Source organism: Epilithonimonas hungarica (assembly GCF_900102265.1).
GTDB lineage: Bacteria > Bacteroidota > Bacteroidia > Flavobacteriales > Weeksellaceae > Epilithonimonas > Epilithonimonas hungarica.
On the sequence record NZ_FNBH01000001.1, the window covers coordinates 473582 to 488990 of the forward strand.

Here is a 15409-nt window from a genome sequence, read left to right on the forward strand (position 1 = left end):
TGATTCTAAGATTACTATGAAGAAACTCATTCGCATATCAACGGTTCCATCCTCCCTTAATATATTATTGAAAGGGCAATTGCAATTTTTGAATCACTATTTCAATGTCATCTCAGTTTCCGGATCTGGGTTGGATCTGGATGAGGTAAAGATGAGGGAAGGTGTTAATATTCATCCTATTGAAATGCAACGCCACATTTCTCCGTTAAGAGATCTTGTTGCTTTGATAAAATTATTTTTATATTTTAGAAAGGAAAAACCAGACATTATCCACTCATTAACTCCAAAAGCCGGTTTACTTTCGATGATTGCTGGCAAATTGGCAGGAGTTCCTGTTAGGATGCATACATTTACAGGTTTGATTTTTCCATACAGAACAGGCAAGATGCAAAAAACTTTAATTTTAATGGACAGACTTCTTTGCGTATGTGCCACCAATATCTATCCGGAAGGACAAGGGGTCAAAAATGATCTTTTGACGTTCAACATTACCAAAAAACCGCTCATTATTTTAGCTAATGGTAATATAAATGGAATTGATGCTGACTTTTTTTACCGCAATGTTGTGGAGTCAGAAGGATTGATTCAATTAAAGAAAGACCTGGATATTCTAGATGAGGATTTTGTTTTCACATTTGTCGGTCGATTGGTAAAAGACAAAGGAATCAATGAGCTTGTTTCGGCTTTTAAGATGTTTTCAGAAAGAAAAGATACTGGAGAAGGGAAACCTAAGTTATTACTTGTAGGGTCTTTTGAACAAAATTTGGATCCAGTCTCGGAAGAAACATTATTTGAAATTGAAAATAATGAGAATATCATCACTACAGGATTTCAGAAAGATGTAAGACCATATCTTGCCATTTCTGATGTATTAACATTCCCTAGCTATAGAGAAGGTTTTCCAAATGTGGTTTTGCAAGCCGCAGCAATGGAGCTAAATGCTATAGTAACTGACATTAGTGGTAGCAATGAAATAATCTGTGACGGTTTAAATGGTTGGATTATACCTAAACACAATCAGGAGCAGCTATATGAGAAGATGAAATGGTGTCTGGAGAATATATCTGAATCGAAAGCAATGGGTAAAAAAAGCAGAACAATCATTATTGAGAGATATGAACAGAAGATTGTTTGGGAAGCCCTCAAAGCCGAATATTTTAGACTTTCCAATAATTAAAATTACATTCTCATTGATTATCCAAGACTTTCTATTTTTAAAAATTGACAATAAATTAAAAATTAACTTGATTCCTTTATTTATATTTGCAAAATAATAAATAATGGTTATCGGGAATCATGCACATTAAATATGTACGGAAAAATAGTTAAACCTTGCTTCGATTTTCTACTGGCCTTGACAGCATTATTAGTTCTGTCTCCCATATTTTTGTTAGTAACAGTTGCATTATTTTTCGCCAATCAGGGTAACCCCTTTTTCTTTCAGAAAAGACCTGGAAAAAATGAAAGAATATTCCGCATCATCAAGTTTAAAACTATGAATGATAACAAAGATGCCAATGGAAATCTTTTGCCAGATGCGGAACGATTGACTGCCGTCGGTATCTTTATAAGAAAAACCTCTTTAGACGAAATACCTCAACTCATTAATGTTTTGAAAGGAGATATGTCTTTGATCGGACCCAGACCACTTTTGCCGCAATATCTACCGCTATATACTTATGCACAAAGAAGAAGGCATCTTGTGAGACCTGGAATTACAGGTTGGGCCCAAGTCAATGGAAGAAATGCTATCAGCTGGCAAAGGAAGTTTGAACTTGATGTTTGGTATGTTGATAACCTTTCTTTTTCTGTAGATTTAAAAGTTTTATTAATGACTCTGAAAAAAGTTTATAAAAGCGAAGGAATCAGTCAAAATGGGCACGCAACCATGGAAATATTTAACGGTAAAAATTAATGGCAAATCAAAATATACTTATCACATCAGCAGGTCAAAGGGTTTCATTGGTCAAGGCTTTTCAGCAAGAATTAAAGAAACTGAACTCAGAAAATAAAGTTTATACAGTAGATATCAACCCGGTGCTTGCACCCGCATGCCATATTTCTGATGGTTACAAAACTGTAAAAAGAGTTTCGGATGAATGCTATATTAATGATCTTTTGGAAATCTGTAAGGAACTAAATGTAAAAATGATAGTGCCAACGATTGATACAGAATTGATAATTCTTTCCGAAAATAAAGATACTTTTCTGAAAAACGGCATTACTCCTGTTGTAGGCGATAAGGATTTTATAAAAATCTGTAGAGATAAAAGACTGACCAACGCTTTTTTCGAAGAAAGAGATATTGAGATTCCTAGGGCACTGGAAAAAGATGCTCCATCATTTCCACTTTTTATTAAGCCATATGATGGCTCTTTGAGTAAAGACACATTCTTGGTCGAAAATGGATCTCAACTTACAGACTATCACCTTACTAATCCCAAGCTGATGTTCATGGAATATATTGATCCGAAAGAGCATGACGAATATACTGTAGATACATATTTTGATAAAAATGGAAATCTTAAATGTGTTATTCCTAGAAAAAGAATTTTTGTAAGGGCTGGTGAAGTTAATAAAGGGGTAACTCGTAAAAATGAAATTGTAAACTTCGTCGAAAAAAAACTTTCCAATATTAATGGTGCTCTAGGATGTATTACTATGCAATTTTTCTTCAATAATATGACAAAGAGAATTATTGGTATTGAGATAAACCCGAGATTTGGTGGTGGTTATCCCCTGTCGTATCTAGCGGGAGCTAATTATCCAAAATATTTGATAGAAGAGTATATTCTTGGTAAAAATGTAGATTATTTTGATGACTGGATATCAGATTTATTAATGTTGCGATATGATTCTGAAGTATTAGTTCATAATTATGAATACTAAATATATCATCTTTGATTTAGACGATACTTTGGTGTCTGAGCTTAGTTATTTGAAGTCTGCCTATCTTGAAATTGCCAAAAAAGTCGACCCAGAGGGTTATGATGAACTTTATCATCATATGTTGAGTTGGTATCATAATAAGAAAAATGTTTTTGCTGAAATTGTAAATCGTTATCCAGGTGAATTATTAAATGAATTATTAGCAGTTTATAGAAATCATTTCCCAAAACTGGTGTTGAAAGATGGAGCCAAAAAAATTTTAGAAATCATCAAATCAAAAAATTATAAATTGGGTTTGATTTCAGATGGGAGGTCATATACACAAAGAAATAAATTGAAATCTTTGGGTATTGAAAACTTTTTTGATAAGATTGTTATTTCTGAAGAATTTGGTTCGGAAAAACCAGACATTAGAAATTTCCAGGCATTTATTTCTCCCGATATAAGAGACTATGTTTACATCGCAGACAACATTTCTAAAGACTTCATATCACCAAATAAATTGGGATGGTTGTCCATATGCCTGATAAATGATGGTGATAATATTCACATTCAAAATTTTGATTTTCCTCCAAACTATTTGCCTGATTTTAAAATAGAAAAACTTTCAATGCTTCAAGATTTAATTTAGGAATACTTTATTATACATATGTATACTTAAGATATTCCTTGGCACAGCCTTTGTAAACTAACTTACATATTTATTAGCGAAAAATTTAAACATATGAAAAAAGTATTATTAGGAGCATTTGTCATAGGCGCAGGATTAATATCTACAACTAAAGCTCAGATACAAGAAGGAAACTGGATGGTAGGAAGTAGCTTGGTAACAAGTAACTTTGGATTAAATACAGGCGCAGGATATGATTTCTCAATTCAGCCAAAAGCAGCTTATTTTATCAAAGATAATACAGCATTGGGAGGTTACGTTAATTTAGGTTTCATGAAACCGGGTAAAGGGCAGTCAACCCAATTTAATTATGCTGTTGGTGCTCTAGGAAGATATTTTCTTTCACCGGGTGAACAGGGAGTTGACAATCTTTTGAATCACGGACGTTGGTTCTTCGAGGGTAATGTTGGTATAGGCGGAACATCCGTGGAAAACGGAATTTCTACAACAGGTCTTGATTTCGGGGTTGGCCCTGGTTATTCTTACTTCATCACCCCAAATATCGGAGTTGAAGGTCTAGTAAAATATAATGGAGTTGCAGGTTTCGGAAATGAAGGACTGACATCAAAGATTAGTTTCAACGTAGGTTTCAGTATTTATTTACCTTCTGGTCAAGCCAAAAGAATTGCGAATGAAGCTAAATAATTTAAGATAATATTATAACATTAGCCGGCTTTTTGTCGGTTTTTTTATTAAATTGAATCATGGAATATTTAAACACGGTGTATGCCGTTCTAGAAAGGTGGTATATTAGTTTTGCAGAACTTACTCCCAGATTGATTGTCGGGATATTGGTATTTCTATTTTTCCTAATGACAAGCACTTTTCTAAGTAGATGGTCTGTTAAACTTTTTCATAAATTCTTTCCAAAGACGAAAAGCGATTCTGTTGTTACTCTTATTGCAATATTCAAATTTCTGATTATTCTGATGGGAACTTTCATTGCTTTGGAGATCATGGGCTTCAGTGGCTTTTTTATGAAGTTCTTGGGAAGTTTGGGAGTTGCCGGGGTTATTGCCGGGGTAGCTCTCAAGGATCTGGTTTCGAGCATGTTCTCAGGAATGCTGGTAAGTGTGGATAAGGCTTTTAAAATTGGAGATTATGTAACGATCGGGGGGAACTCCGGGACCGTTCAGGATATTGGGTTGCTGACGACCAAGTTGATCACTGATGATGGTAAAAAAGTTTACATTCCGAATCAGGTTATCTTCAACTCTCCATTTTTCAATATTACAGCTTCACCACAGCGTAGAATCATATTTAATTTGGAAATTCCTGTGGGCGAAGATATTGATAAGGCCAAAAATGTGATTTTGGAAACAATCAAAACATTAGAGCACGTTGATAAAGCTGATACGACCGATGTTCTTTTAACCGATGTGAAGCAAGGCGTTTTCACTCTACAGGTAAAATTCTGGTTAGAAATAGGAAGTGATTTTGGAAAACTGAAAAGCGTCGCAATCATCAAAATCAATGAAACATTAATGAAAGAAGGAATCAATCTTGTTACACCCACGAGTATTAATATTACCAATACAGAACACTACCCTTCAGAGAATAAAGAATAATTATGATCTAAATTTTACAAAAAAGAAACCCGACTCATTACTGAATCGGGTTTTTATATTAAAAATTTCAGCTTAGGCTAAAACTTCTTTTACTTTGTTTGCAGCTTCTTCCAAAGTGATTGCAGAATGGATTGGCAATCCAGCCTCATCTATCAATTGCTTAGCTTCTACAGCATTGGTTCCTTGTAATCTTACGATCAATGGAACTGGAAGGCTTCCCATCGCATGGTAAGCATCTACAACACCTTGTGCAACTCTGTCACATCTTACGATTCCTCCGAAAATGTTGATCAGGATCGCTTTTACGTTCGGGTCTCTCAAGATGATTCCGAAAGCTGTTTGAACTCTCTGTGCATCAGCAGTTCCGCCGACATCCAGGAAGTTTGCAGGGTTACCGCCAGATAATTTGATGATATCCATAGTTGCCATTGCAAGACCGGCTCCGTTCACCATACAAGCAACGTTTCCATCCAATTTAACGAAGTTCAGACCAGCTTCACCAGCTTCTACGTCCAATGGATCTTCTTCTCTTGTATCTCTTAGTTCAGCAAGATCTTTGTGACGGAACAATGAGTTGCCATCCAAAGTCACTTTTGCATCTACAGCGATAATCTTGTTATCAGAAGTTTTAAGGACTGGGTTGATCTCGAAAAGAGAGGCATCAATTCCTATATAAGCATTGTATAATGAAGTAATGAACTTTGTGAATTCTTTGAAAGCATTACCCTCCAATCCAAGTCCGAAAGCGATTTTTCTAGCTTGGAAAGCTTGAAGTCCATAAGCTGGATCGATCACTTCTTTGTGGATCAAATGTGGTGTTACTTCAGCAACGTGCTCGATGTCCATTCCACCTTCAGTAGAATAAACAATTGTGTTTTTACCAAGAGCTCTGTCCAAAAGGATAGATACATAGAATTCTTTAGTTTCTGACTCACCTGGATAATATACGTCTTCAGCAATCAAAACAGAATTTACTTTTTTACCTTCAGCAGAAGTTTGCGGAGTGATAAGCTGCATCCCGATGATGTTTCCAGCGTTTTCTTTCAGTTTTTCCATATTTGGGGAAAACTTTACACCGCCACCTTTTCCACGCCCACCTGCATGGATCTGAGCTTTTACAACCCAACCTTGTGCACCGGTTTCAGCAGTTAGTTTTTCGGCAGCCGCTACTGCTTCGTCCACATTGTTTGCAACAAAACCACGTTGGATGTTAACCCCGTATTTTGCTAAAATCTCTTTTGATTGATACTCGTGAAGATTCATAATATATTATTGATTAATTTTTAGATTTTATAAGATTCACAAATTTAAGAAAAAGTGACGAATTACATTATATAATTGTCTGATTGAAATCAGTTTTCACTATTATCTCTGTGTGTCCCTTGCTATTGCTTTTTCCTGCCGTCTGGGTCGCTTTAGTTTATGCAGGGACTGCCGAAGTGGTCACTACAATTCCCCATTCCGTCGCGCATTTCGGGATTTCCGCTATCATCGCTCACACAGACCGGGTTTTCAGTAGTTCCTTCCGACTTCTTTACAAAGTTCCAGATATTCTTTTGGCATATTTGATGAGCCAAATCCAGTCTCATAATATTCATCCGAATGTGGAATGTAAATGCTGTATTTCTTACTGAACGGAAATATAGGAATAAAAAACAGTTCGAAATAATTCTTGTAAACCGACACAATAGCATTTGCCATAAAGCCATTTTTCAGGACTTTACGATCTTCTTTTCCTACAAGTTTGGTTTTGATTCCGAAGATGAAAAACATTAGGTTATTTTGAAATTAATAAAACCACATAAACACATAGGAAAACTAAAATGCTTACTTTGAAAAGGTTAAAATAGAAGCAAGTGTCTAACTATTTTTAATTAAAACTTAGCTTTAGCAAAATGCCAAATCAACATCGCCCAACTGATGATCATAAACAAACCTCCAAGTGGCGTAATTGGTCCAAGGAATTTCAAATTAACGCCCCAAACGTCCTGAAAAGCCAAACAATAAATACTCACGGAAAACAAGAAAGTTCCCGCAATCATCAGAATCGAGATCCATTTTTCAGAAGTCGTTTCGAATTTCAAAATATAGCCGACAATCAAAAGAAAAAATGCGGCGTACATTTGATAACGGACGCCTGTTTCAAAGCTTTCCAGTCTTTCTACAGATAATATTTTTTTGAATGCGTGCGCTCCAAATGCACCAAGAATTACGGATAATAAACCGTAGATTCCACCTATGATTAAAGTAAAGTTTTTCATTTTTTATAATTCTCCTTTTTGATTTAAAATAATAATTTTTCCTACCAATGTAACGATTCCTAAGATGATAAAAAGCCAAGAAAATCTTTTGGAACGAGCAAAGCCCGGATTTTTTGTCAGCTTAAGAAATATTCCAAAAACAAGCATAAAAGCTGAAAGTGCAATTCCAAACATAATTCTATTTATTTCTCAATTTCTCCAATTCCGAAATCACCTCGTGATGACTCACCGTTTTATCTTTGAAATAAGTGACAAAATGCTGTTTTTCTTCTTCCGTTGCTCCAAATTGATTCAGGATATTGAAAAGATGCATTTTCATATGACCTTTCTGGATTCCTGTCGTTACCAAAGAACGAAGCGCTCCAAAATTCTGAGCCAATCCGGAAACTGCCAAAATACTCATCAATTCCTGAGCAGATGGTTTTCCAAGCAATGCCAAAGAGAATTTCACCAATGGATGAAGATTTGTCAAACCACCAACCACACCAACCGAAATTGGTAAGTCAATCCAAAATCTGAAAATCCCATTATCCGTTGTACAATGCGTCAACGAAGAATATTTTCCGTTTCTTGCGGCATAAGCGTGTGCACAAGCTTCCGTCGCACGGAAATCATTTCCTGTCGCGATTACGACAGCGTCTACACCATTCATGATCCCTTTGTTGTGCGTGGTTGCTCTGTAAGGTTCAATCTCTGCAATCGTCACCGCACGTTTGAATTTCCACGCAAATTCCTCGTTGGAAATTCCGCTATCGTCTTTCAAATCTTCAATTTTGCAGGAAACCTCGGCCCTTACGATGCAATCCGGCGTGTAATTGGAGAGGATATTCATCACAATTTGCAACGAATCTTTTTCTTCCTTAGAGAAACTTTCTTCCTTGGCCACTTCTTCTTTCAAAGTTTTTCCGAACTGTTCCAGACAAGAATTAATGAAATTGGCACCCATAGAATCTACGGTGTCAAAACTCGCTTTCAATTGGAAATAATCTTCCAGTTCCGAAGTTTTATCGATGAGTTTGATATCAAGGATTCCGCCGCCACGGTTGCGCATATTTTTGGTAATATCTTCCGTGGCTTCCAGTAATTTTTTCTTCAGTTTAAAATTGAAAAAATGAAGCAGTTTATGAGCCTCGATTTTGAAGATAAAATGCGTGTGACCTAGTTTTTCTGTATTAATAATTGTCGTTTTGAAACCACCTTTGTCAATCCAGAATTTTGCCGCTTTGGACGCTGCTGCTACCACCGAACTTTCTTCAACCGCCATTGGAAGTGCTAGTAATTTCCCGTCAATCAGGAAGTTTGGAGCAATTCCATAAGGCATATAAAAATTAGAAATCGTGTTTTCAGAAAACTCGTCGTGCATCTTTTGCAGATTAGAATCGTTGTTCCAATATTGCTGCAGAATCTGCTCGTAACTTCTGTCGTTACTCAGATATTCCGAAATAAGCCAATCGATTTTTCTTTGTTTGGAAAGTTTTGAAAATCCTTCAACAGGTTGATGGTTCATAGGAAAATTTTATGTTTGTAAAGATATAAATTTTAACAGTTTTTGTTGATAACTTAATGTATTTAAATGTTGATTTTTCTCAATTATGGAATTATTTTTGACAATCATTTGCTAATCAATTCCACTTAAAAAATAATCTTTCAAAAATGAATTTTGACCGTATAAAAGAAAAGCTCGAAATCCTTGCAGATGCTGCGAAGTATGATGTTTCGTGTTCTTCTAGCGGTGGAAAACGAAAGAATAACGGTGGTTTAGGAGATAGTTCGGCCAGCGGAATTTGTCACACTTATACAGAAGACGGACGTTGTGTTTCGCTTCTCAAAATTTTGTTGACCAATCATTGTATTTACGATTGTATCTATTGCGTTTCCAGAAAATCAAACGATATTAAACGAGCCGCATTTACGGTTGAAGAAATAGTAGATTTGACCATCAGTTTTTACCGCAGAAATTACATCGAAGGTTTATTTCTAAGTTCCGGAATTTTCAAAGATGCGGATACCACGATGGAACGTTTGGTTCGGGTGGCAAAAAAGCTGAGAACTGAACATAACTTCAATGGTTATATTCATCTCAAATCGATTCCGGGAGCGAGTGATGATTTGATGAACGAAGCTGCACTTTACGCTGACCGATTATCTGTCAATCTTGAAATTCCGACAGAATCCGGACTGAAATTATTGGCGCCTGATAAAAACCGGGAAGATATGCTTCAGCCGATGAGAATTGTCCAAAAAGGAATTCAGCAATATAAAGATGAAAAGAAAATCATCCGAAGCACTCCTAAATTTGCGCCAGCCGGACAATCAACTCAAATGATTGTTGGTGCAACAAACGAAAATGATTTGCAAATCATCAAGGTAGCTGACCATTTCTATAAGAATTACGGAATGAAACGGGTTTATTATTCCGGTTACATTCCTGTAACTGTGGATAATCGTTTACCGGCAATTACTGCAGAAGTTCCTGTTTTGAGAGAAAATCGTTTATATCAATCAGATTGGCTGATGAGGTTTTATGGTTTTAAAGCCGACGAGATTTTAGACTTCAATATGCCATTTCTCGATTTGGAAGTAGACCCGAAACTGAGTTGGGCTTTGCGAAACTTAGACCAGTTTCCTGTAAATCTTCAAACCGCAGATTATAAAATGATTCTCAGAATTCCGGGAATTGGCGTGAAGACAGCACAGAAAATTTTGAGTGCAAGACAATTCCAGGTTTTAAGTATTGATCATCTTAAAAAACTCGGCGCAGCGGTGAATCGTGCAAAATATTTTATTGATTTTACTTACGGAAATCCATTTTTGAAACACTTGACAGATTTAAATTTGAGAAAATTAATTATTGGTGGAAGTCAGTCTAAGTTTCAGAATCAGTTTTCTCATCAATTGACTCTGTTTTAATTTTCCAGATAATCTAAGGCAAACCTCTCCCAGTCTTCCACAGTTTCATCAAGATAAACATCCGGCTGAATTCCAATATTGTCAATAGGATAATTGGGTAACCTGAACGAACGATAAGTCGGCATCAAAAGTTTATAATTGTTACAGCCATAATCAAAAAACATTGCATTGGCATAATCCAAAACTCCAGAAGAAGGAACGCCTAAAAACTTAACTTTTTTACTTTGTCTAGCATTTAAAAGAAAATTTTCGGCAGCACTGCCTGTATGATTATTGGCTAAAACAACAATTTGAGAAGGGCTTTTAACGGCTGGAGAAACCGAACTGATGTTAACTTTGTTCTGATTATAATTAACATATTTCCCAGGATTTGCTTTTAAGATTTCGATTCTTTTTTTGAGGTCAATGATTTCACTTTTGTTTTTAATTGAATCCTTTTTTAGACCTTGCATATAATTTTCTGTCGTGCTAATCAAAGTAGGAGAAGCCAGATATTCTACACCAACATTTCGGATAGGATTGGTTACAAGATAAGGCAGGATTTTCTGATAAGCATTGTCTGTTCCGCCACCGTTATCTCTCACATCAATAATTAGGAATTCTGAATTTTCCAATAAAGTTTTATTTTTTTCAATCATTTTCTCAATCGCATTGACATAGGTATAACTGAAATTACCAAGTTTTATCAACGTTGTTTTTACTGTCAATTTCTTGATATAAAATCCATTGATTTCATTAATCTTATCTTCAATTTCTTCTTCATTTAGAACAGGTTGAGGAATTTTTTTTGTGAATGCAGACCTGATATCATCAAAGTACAAAAGACTATTGTCAATTATTTTGTAAGTCCCTTTTTGCGAGGAATGGTCTTGCATATAATATTCATAAGTTCCGTCAGCAAACAATCGGAATTTCACTTCATTTGGTTTCCAGAATTTCGGATCTGCTTTTATGATAAAACCAACCGATTCTTTTTCATTTAGCTTTTTGATTCCAATCTCATAACTGTCATCTTTCCAAATTCCTTCGAAACTGTTTTTTTGATTTTGAACTTCTTTTCTGAATTTTTCAAGATTAATATTAAGAGGATTCGATACATTTTTTGAGGAAACATTATTAGAAATTTGTGGTATTGAATTTCCATTTGGAAGAACCCAAATATGCCTGTCTTTAAAAAATCCGGTATAGTTTTTCAGTATTTCCAGACAATTATCGTCAGATTTAGATTCAGCGGAAGCTTTGAGTGCATTCCCTTTTACATTATTGTACAGTAATTGGTCTTTGGTCTTGACATCAAAGCCGGGATATTCGCTTTCAATCTTTGAAATTATTTTTTGCAAAGTCTCATTACAACTGCATTTAGTTTGTGCATTAGCGAAACCGAAAAATAAAAAAAATGGGAGAAATAAAAAGACTTTGGTTTTCATTGATGAAATTTTTCAGCAAAAGAAATCATTTCTGAGTTTCAAAAATTGTAAAAATCATTCAATTTTAATCTTTGTTATAAATCCAAGTCAAATCTTTTTGATTCACAGATATTTTCTCTGCTAATTTTTTGGGCGAAAATCCTGAAAATATTTTGAAATCTTTGATGAAGTGTGCCTGGTCATAAAACTGATTCTGATAAGCGACCGTCGTCAAAGAATTGTTTGGTCGAGAAAGGTCGCTCAATACATTTCGGAATCGTAATGTTTTAAGGTAAGATTTCGGATTTTGTCCCAGATTATTTTTGAAAAGCCGGAACAATGTTGCTTCACTGATTTTAAGACTTTTGGAAAGTTCATCGATACTAATCATATTATTTTGATTAATGAGCATCAAGGCTTCTTTCATTTTGTCAGAAACATTGTTGTTTAGCTTTTTAAGAAGCAGAAACTCCAGTTCTTCTGCACGTTTTGAGAAATCAGTTATTTCGAATATTTTTTCTAAAACATTTTTATCAGAAGAGAATATTTCATCAAAAACAGAATCAGAAAACATCAACTCGTCGTAAGATTCTTTGGTGAAAGCTCTCAACGCAGAAGGTTGAAAAATGATACAAATCTGACTAAGCGAAGCATCAATATTAACCTGAAAAGGCTTTTTGTGAAATCCATAAAACCGACTTGTAAAAGCACTTCCGACGTTCACTTTACACAAATTGTTTTGATTGTCATAAGAAATTTTATTTTCCGTATAAATGGCGAGACAAAGATTGCTGTTGGGAAAAGTCGTGTAAGTTATAAAGTCGTGATTCGTTTTTTCGAAGAACAGAAAATATTGAACATAGTTTTTCAGAATCTCATTTTTTGGCTTTATGATTACTGAATTCATTATATGATTTTCTGTTTTAAAATATTTTCTGTCGTAAATTTGAAAAACTGTTCCAGAATGTAAATTTAATAAACTTTTATTTCTGATAAAGCTTTGGAAAGACTTTTGAGTTAATAAAACTTAGAAAAATCAAAAATGACAACCCTTCTCTACGACGGAACTTTCGACGGACTTTTCACTGCGATATTCGAAGTGTTTGAATATCGTTACAAAGATGTGGAAATCAGAAACAGAGAAAATTTCCAACAGGAAAATATGTTTGCGGAGATTCACGAAGTTGTTACCCAGCAGGAAAAATCGGAAAGAGTTCTCAATAAATTAGAACAAAACATTGGCAAATCAGGAATCAATCAATTAATCAAAGTCTATCTTTCCGAAGATTCAGAATTAGAACAACTCATTTTTTCTGCGGTAAAACAATCTATCAAATATCCAAACGACAATATTCTCCAAAATTTCGCCAACGATGACATTCTGAAAATCTCAAAAATCTGCAAATCCGTTAGTCGAGAAAGACACAGAATGACAGCTTTTGTCAGGTTCGAGAAAATGCAGGACGACATTTATTTTGCGAAGATTGACCCAGATTTCAATGTGTTGCCATTGATTCGGAAACATTTCAAAGATAGATACGCTGACCAAAAATGGATGATTTATGACCTGCGAAGACATTACGGATTGTTCTACGATTTGGAAAACTGCGACTTTTTTTATCCCGATGAAAAACTGAATCTCAATCAATACCAAGAAAAACTCCACGACGAAGAGAAGAAATATCAAACGCTTTGGCAAAGCTATTTTACGAAAACCAACATCAAGGAACGGAAAAATACAAAGCTCCACATCCAGCACGTTCCAAAACGTTATTGGAAATATCTGACCGAGAAATACAATTCTTAACTTACATCAATGTGAGAGAAATCTGACCAGCCTAAATTTGCATCATAATTAACAACAAAATATTAAAATTATGGCAACTAAATGGTTATTAGATCCAACTCATAGCGAAATCACTTTCAAAGTAAAACACTTGATGATTTCCAACGTAAAAGGAGAATTCACGACTTTCAACGCAGAGATCGATGCAGAAGACGATACATTCGCAAACGCAAAAGTTTCAGCCTTCGTAGATACAGATTCTATCTTCACCAACAACACGGACAGAGATAATCACCTAAAATCAGCCGATTTCTTCAACGCAGAAGCGAACCCGAAAATCACTTTTGAAGCAACAACTTTGAATGGCGATGTGACTGGAAACCTTACTATTAACGGCGTTACAAAACCAGTGACTTTGGATGTAGACTTCGGAGGAATCAATTCGGACCCTTGGGGAAATACCAAAGCAGGTTTCTCTTTCGAAGGGAAGATCAAAAGAAGCGACTTCGGTTTAACTTGGAACGCAGCTTTGGAAACAGGCGGTGTAATGGTAAGCGAAGAAGTAAAAATTGCAGGCGAATTGCAGTTTGTAAAACAATAAAAGGGTACAATAGTATTTATAGTTTGAGTTTTTAAAGTATAAACAGAGTTCGCTTTGTTTATACTTTTTTTGATTTTGAGAATAATTATTTGGGCAGCTTGATCCGCCTTCCGCTCCCAAACCTAACGAAGTGGTTCGACGAAGTCAATCTTTTCACTCCACTTCGTTGCGTAAAAAGAATTTCCGCTCAAGTCGGGATGCAAATTCAGCATAAAACAACATTTGCCAAAAAATCGAAGATTTCAAAAACTTAAGTGTTCTTAAGTGACTTTTGTGGGTTAAAAAAATCAACTTAAGTGTAAAAAAATTAGCTCAATCAGCCAAATCTGCAAGAAACAAAACTCAACCAAAATACTTTTTACATTATACATTAATACATTTTACGATGAACCTCAACGACCTTTCAAAAATATCTGACAATTTCCGAACCACAGAAAAAATGCCGGTTCTGTTTTTAGGACACGGTTCTCCGATGAATGCTATCGAAGAGAATGTTTTCGTTCAGGGATTCAGAAATATTAGCAAAGAAATCCCAAAACCAAATGCTATTATTTGTATTTCTGCGCATTGGTTTACCAAAGGAACTTTTGTAACAGCGATGGATATGCCGAAAACCATTCACGATTTTTACGGTTTTCCAAAAGAATTGTTCGATGTTCAATATCCCGCAAAAGGAAGTCCCGAATTGGCTAAAGAAACTGCGGAACTACTCGCTCCGGTTTTGGTGGAAGAAGACCATAATTGGGGATTGGACCACGGCGCTTGGTCGGTTCTCAGACATCTTTATCCGAATGCGGATATTCCGGTTATTCAGTTGAGTATTGACTATACAAAACCGCCTCAATACCATTTTGATTTAGCGAAAAAATTATCCAAACTTCGCGAAAAAGGAATTCTGATTATCGGAAGTGGAAATATTGTTCATAATCTCCGATTGATTGACTGGAAAAATATTGATACCGTTGGAGCAGGCTGGGATTGGGCAATAGAAGCCAGAGAAAAAACTAATAATTGGCTTTTGGACGGCGATTTTCAGAAACTCATCGATTATCAAAAACAAGGTTCGTTTCTCCAACAAGCTGTTCCGACACCTGACCATTTTCTGCCAATGATTTATAATCTCGGACTGAAAGAAAAATCAGAAGAATTATCATTATTCAATGACTCGTTGATTGGCGGTTCTTTGAGTATGACATCGATAAGGATTGGGTAAAAGTAGATAATATTATACCAATAATCAGATGTTATACTTTTTTTAATTTTCTAGCAGATAAAGCAAATCGTGCTGATTTATAATGACATATCATCTGCTGAATCT

General features: G+C 35.3%; 17 protein-coding genes. 10 read left to right on the plus strand and 7 right to left on the minus strand.

Features of this window, described 5'->3' with window-relative positions; genetic code table 11:
• The first annotated feature begins 16 nt into the window (after positions 1-16).
• From BLT30_RS02235 to BLT30_RS02260, 6 genes are all read left to right on the plus strand, one after another.
• Positions 17-1177, plus strand: a complete 1161-nt coding sequence (locus BLT30_RS02235; protein WP_089871039.1) for a glycosyltransferase family 4 protein — start codon at positions 17-19, stop codon at positions 1175-1177.
• Between the two features lie 132 nt (positions 1178-1309).
• Complete coding sequence (locus BLT30_RS02240) at positions 1310-1915, plus strand: sugar transferase (protein WP_089871041.1); 606 nt, start codon at positions 1310-1312, stop codon at positions 1913-1915.
• Positions 1915-2889 (plus strand): ATP-grasp domain-containing protein, encoded by a 975-nt coding sequence (locus BLT30_RS02245; protein ID WP_089871042.1) that lies wholly within the window; start codon positions 1915-1917, stop codon positions 2887-2889. The genes BLT30_RS02240 and BLT30_RS02245 overlap by 1 nt, the downstream gene beginning before the upstream one ends.
• Positions 2879-3520 carry an HAD family hydrolase gene (locus tag BLT30_RS02250; RefSeq protein ID WP_089871044.1) on the plus strand — a complete coding sequence of 214 codons (642 nt, stop codon included), beginning with the start codon at positions 2879-2881 and terminating at the stop codon, positions 3518-3520. Before BLT30_RS02245 ends, BLT30_RS02250 begins: the two co-directional genes overlap by 11 nt.
• 93 nt (positions 3521-3613) lie before the next feature.
• A complete protein-coding gene (locus tag BLT30_RS02255; RefSeq protein ID WP_027383230.1) occupies positions 3614-4204 on the plus strand; it encodes a hypothetical protein in 591 nt (196 codons plus the stop codon).
• Between the two features lie 59 nt (positions 4205-4263).
• Positions 4264-5127: a mechanosensitive ion channel family protein gene (locus tag BLT30_RS02260; protein ID WP_089871046.1), complete on the plus strand. Its 864-nt coding sequence runs from the start codon at positions 4264-4266 to the stop codon at positions 5125-5127.
• Positions 5128-5199: 72 nt separating this feature from the next.
• Here BLT30_RS02260 and sucC read toward each other — a convergent pair whose 3' ends face one another.
• The 5 genes from sucC to BLT30_RS02280 form a co-directional block, all read right to left on the minus strand.
• The gene (gene sucC, locus BLT30_RS02265; RefSeq protein ID WP_089871047.1) at positions 5200-6390 is read right to left on the minus strand and encodes an ADP-forming succinate--CoA ligase subunit beta; all 1191 of its coding nucleotides are present in this window, start codon (positions 6388-6390) and stop codon (positions 5200-5202) included.
• Between the two features lie 249 nt (positions 6391-6639).
• Positions 6640-6900, minus strand: a complete 261-nt coding sequence (locus tag BLT30_RS02270) for a zinc ribbon domain-containing protein (protein WP_034962750.1) — start codon at positions 6898-6900, stop codon at positions 6640-6642.
• Between the two features lie 101 nt (positions 6901-7001).
• Positions 7002-7388: a DUF423 domain-containing protein gene (locus BLT30_RS02275; protein ID WP_089871049.1), complete on the minus strand. Its 387-nt coding sequence runs from the start codon at positions 7386-7388 to the stop codon at positions 7002-7004.
• A gap of 3 nt (positions 7389-7391) precedes the next feature.
• Positions 7392-7562 (minus strand): hypothetical protein, encoded by a 171-nt coding sequence (locus tag BLT30_RS18150; RefSeq protein WP_175487118.1) that lies wholly within the window; start codon positions 7560-7562, stop codon positions 7392-7394.
• A 4-nt stretch (positions 7563-7566) separates the two neighbouring features.
• A complete protein-coding gene (locus BLT30_RS02280; RefSeq protein ID WP_089871051.1) occupies positions 7567-8895 on the minus strand; it encodes a hydroxymethylglutaryl-CoA reductase, degradative in 1329 nt (442 codons plus the stop codon).
• A 146-nt stretch (positions 8896-9041) separates the two neighbouring features.
• On the opposite strand from BLT30_RS02280, the gene BLT30_RS02285 reads away from it, so the two are divergent.
• A complete protein-coding gene (locus BLT30_RS02285; protein ID WP_089871053.1) occupies positions 9042-10298 on the plus strand; it encodes a putative DNA modification/repair radical SAM protein in 1257 nt (418 codons plus the stop codon).
• Here the strand turns inward: BLT30_RS02285 and BLT30_RS18315 are convergent.
• Together BLT30_RS18315 and BLT30_RS02295 are read right to left on the minus strand one after the other, a co-directional pair.
• The gene (locus tag BLT30_RS18315; protein WP_245707095.1) at positions 10295-11725 is read right to left on the minus strand and encodes a S41 family peptidase; all 1431 of its coding nucleotides are present in this window, start codon (positions 11723-11725) and stop codon (positions 10295-10297) included. The genes BLT30_RS02285 and BLT30_RS18315 overlap by 4 nt on opposite strands.
• Positions 11726-11789: 64 nt before the next feature.
• Positions 11790-12611, minus strand: a complete 822-nt coding sequence (locus BLT30_RS02295; RefSeq protein ID WP_089871055.1) for a helix-turn-helix transcriptional regulator — start codon at positions 12609-12611, stop codon at positions 11790-11792.
• Positions 12612-12746: 135 nt separating this feature from the next.
• Between BLT30_RS02295 and BLT30_RS02300 the strand changes: the two genes are divergently transcribed.
• The 3 genes from BLT30_RS02300 (at position 12747) to ygiD (ending at position 15304) form a co-directional block, all read left to right on the plus strand.
• Complete coding sequence (locus BLT30_RS02300) at positions 12747-13511, plus strand: TIGR03915 family putative DNA repair protein (RefSeq protein WP_089871057.1); 765 nt, start codon at positions 12747-12749, stop codon at positions 13509-13511.
• Positions 13512-13581: 70 nt separating this feature from the next.
• Positions 13582-14091 carry a YceI family protein gene (locus BLT30_RS02305; RefSeq protein WP_089871058.1) on the plus strand — a complete coding sequence of 170 codons (510 nt, stop codon included), beginning with the start codon at positions 13582-13584 and terminating at the stop codon, positions 14089-14091.
• Positions 14092-14476: 385 nt separating this feature from the next.
• Complete coding sequence (ygiD, locus tag BLT30_RS02310) at positions 14477-15304, plus strand: 4,5-DOPA-extradiol-dioxygenase (protein ID WP_089871060.1); 828 nt, start codon at positions 14477-14479, stop codon at positions 15302-15304.
• Positions 15305-15409: the final 105 nt, after the last annotated feature.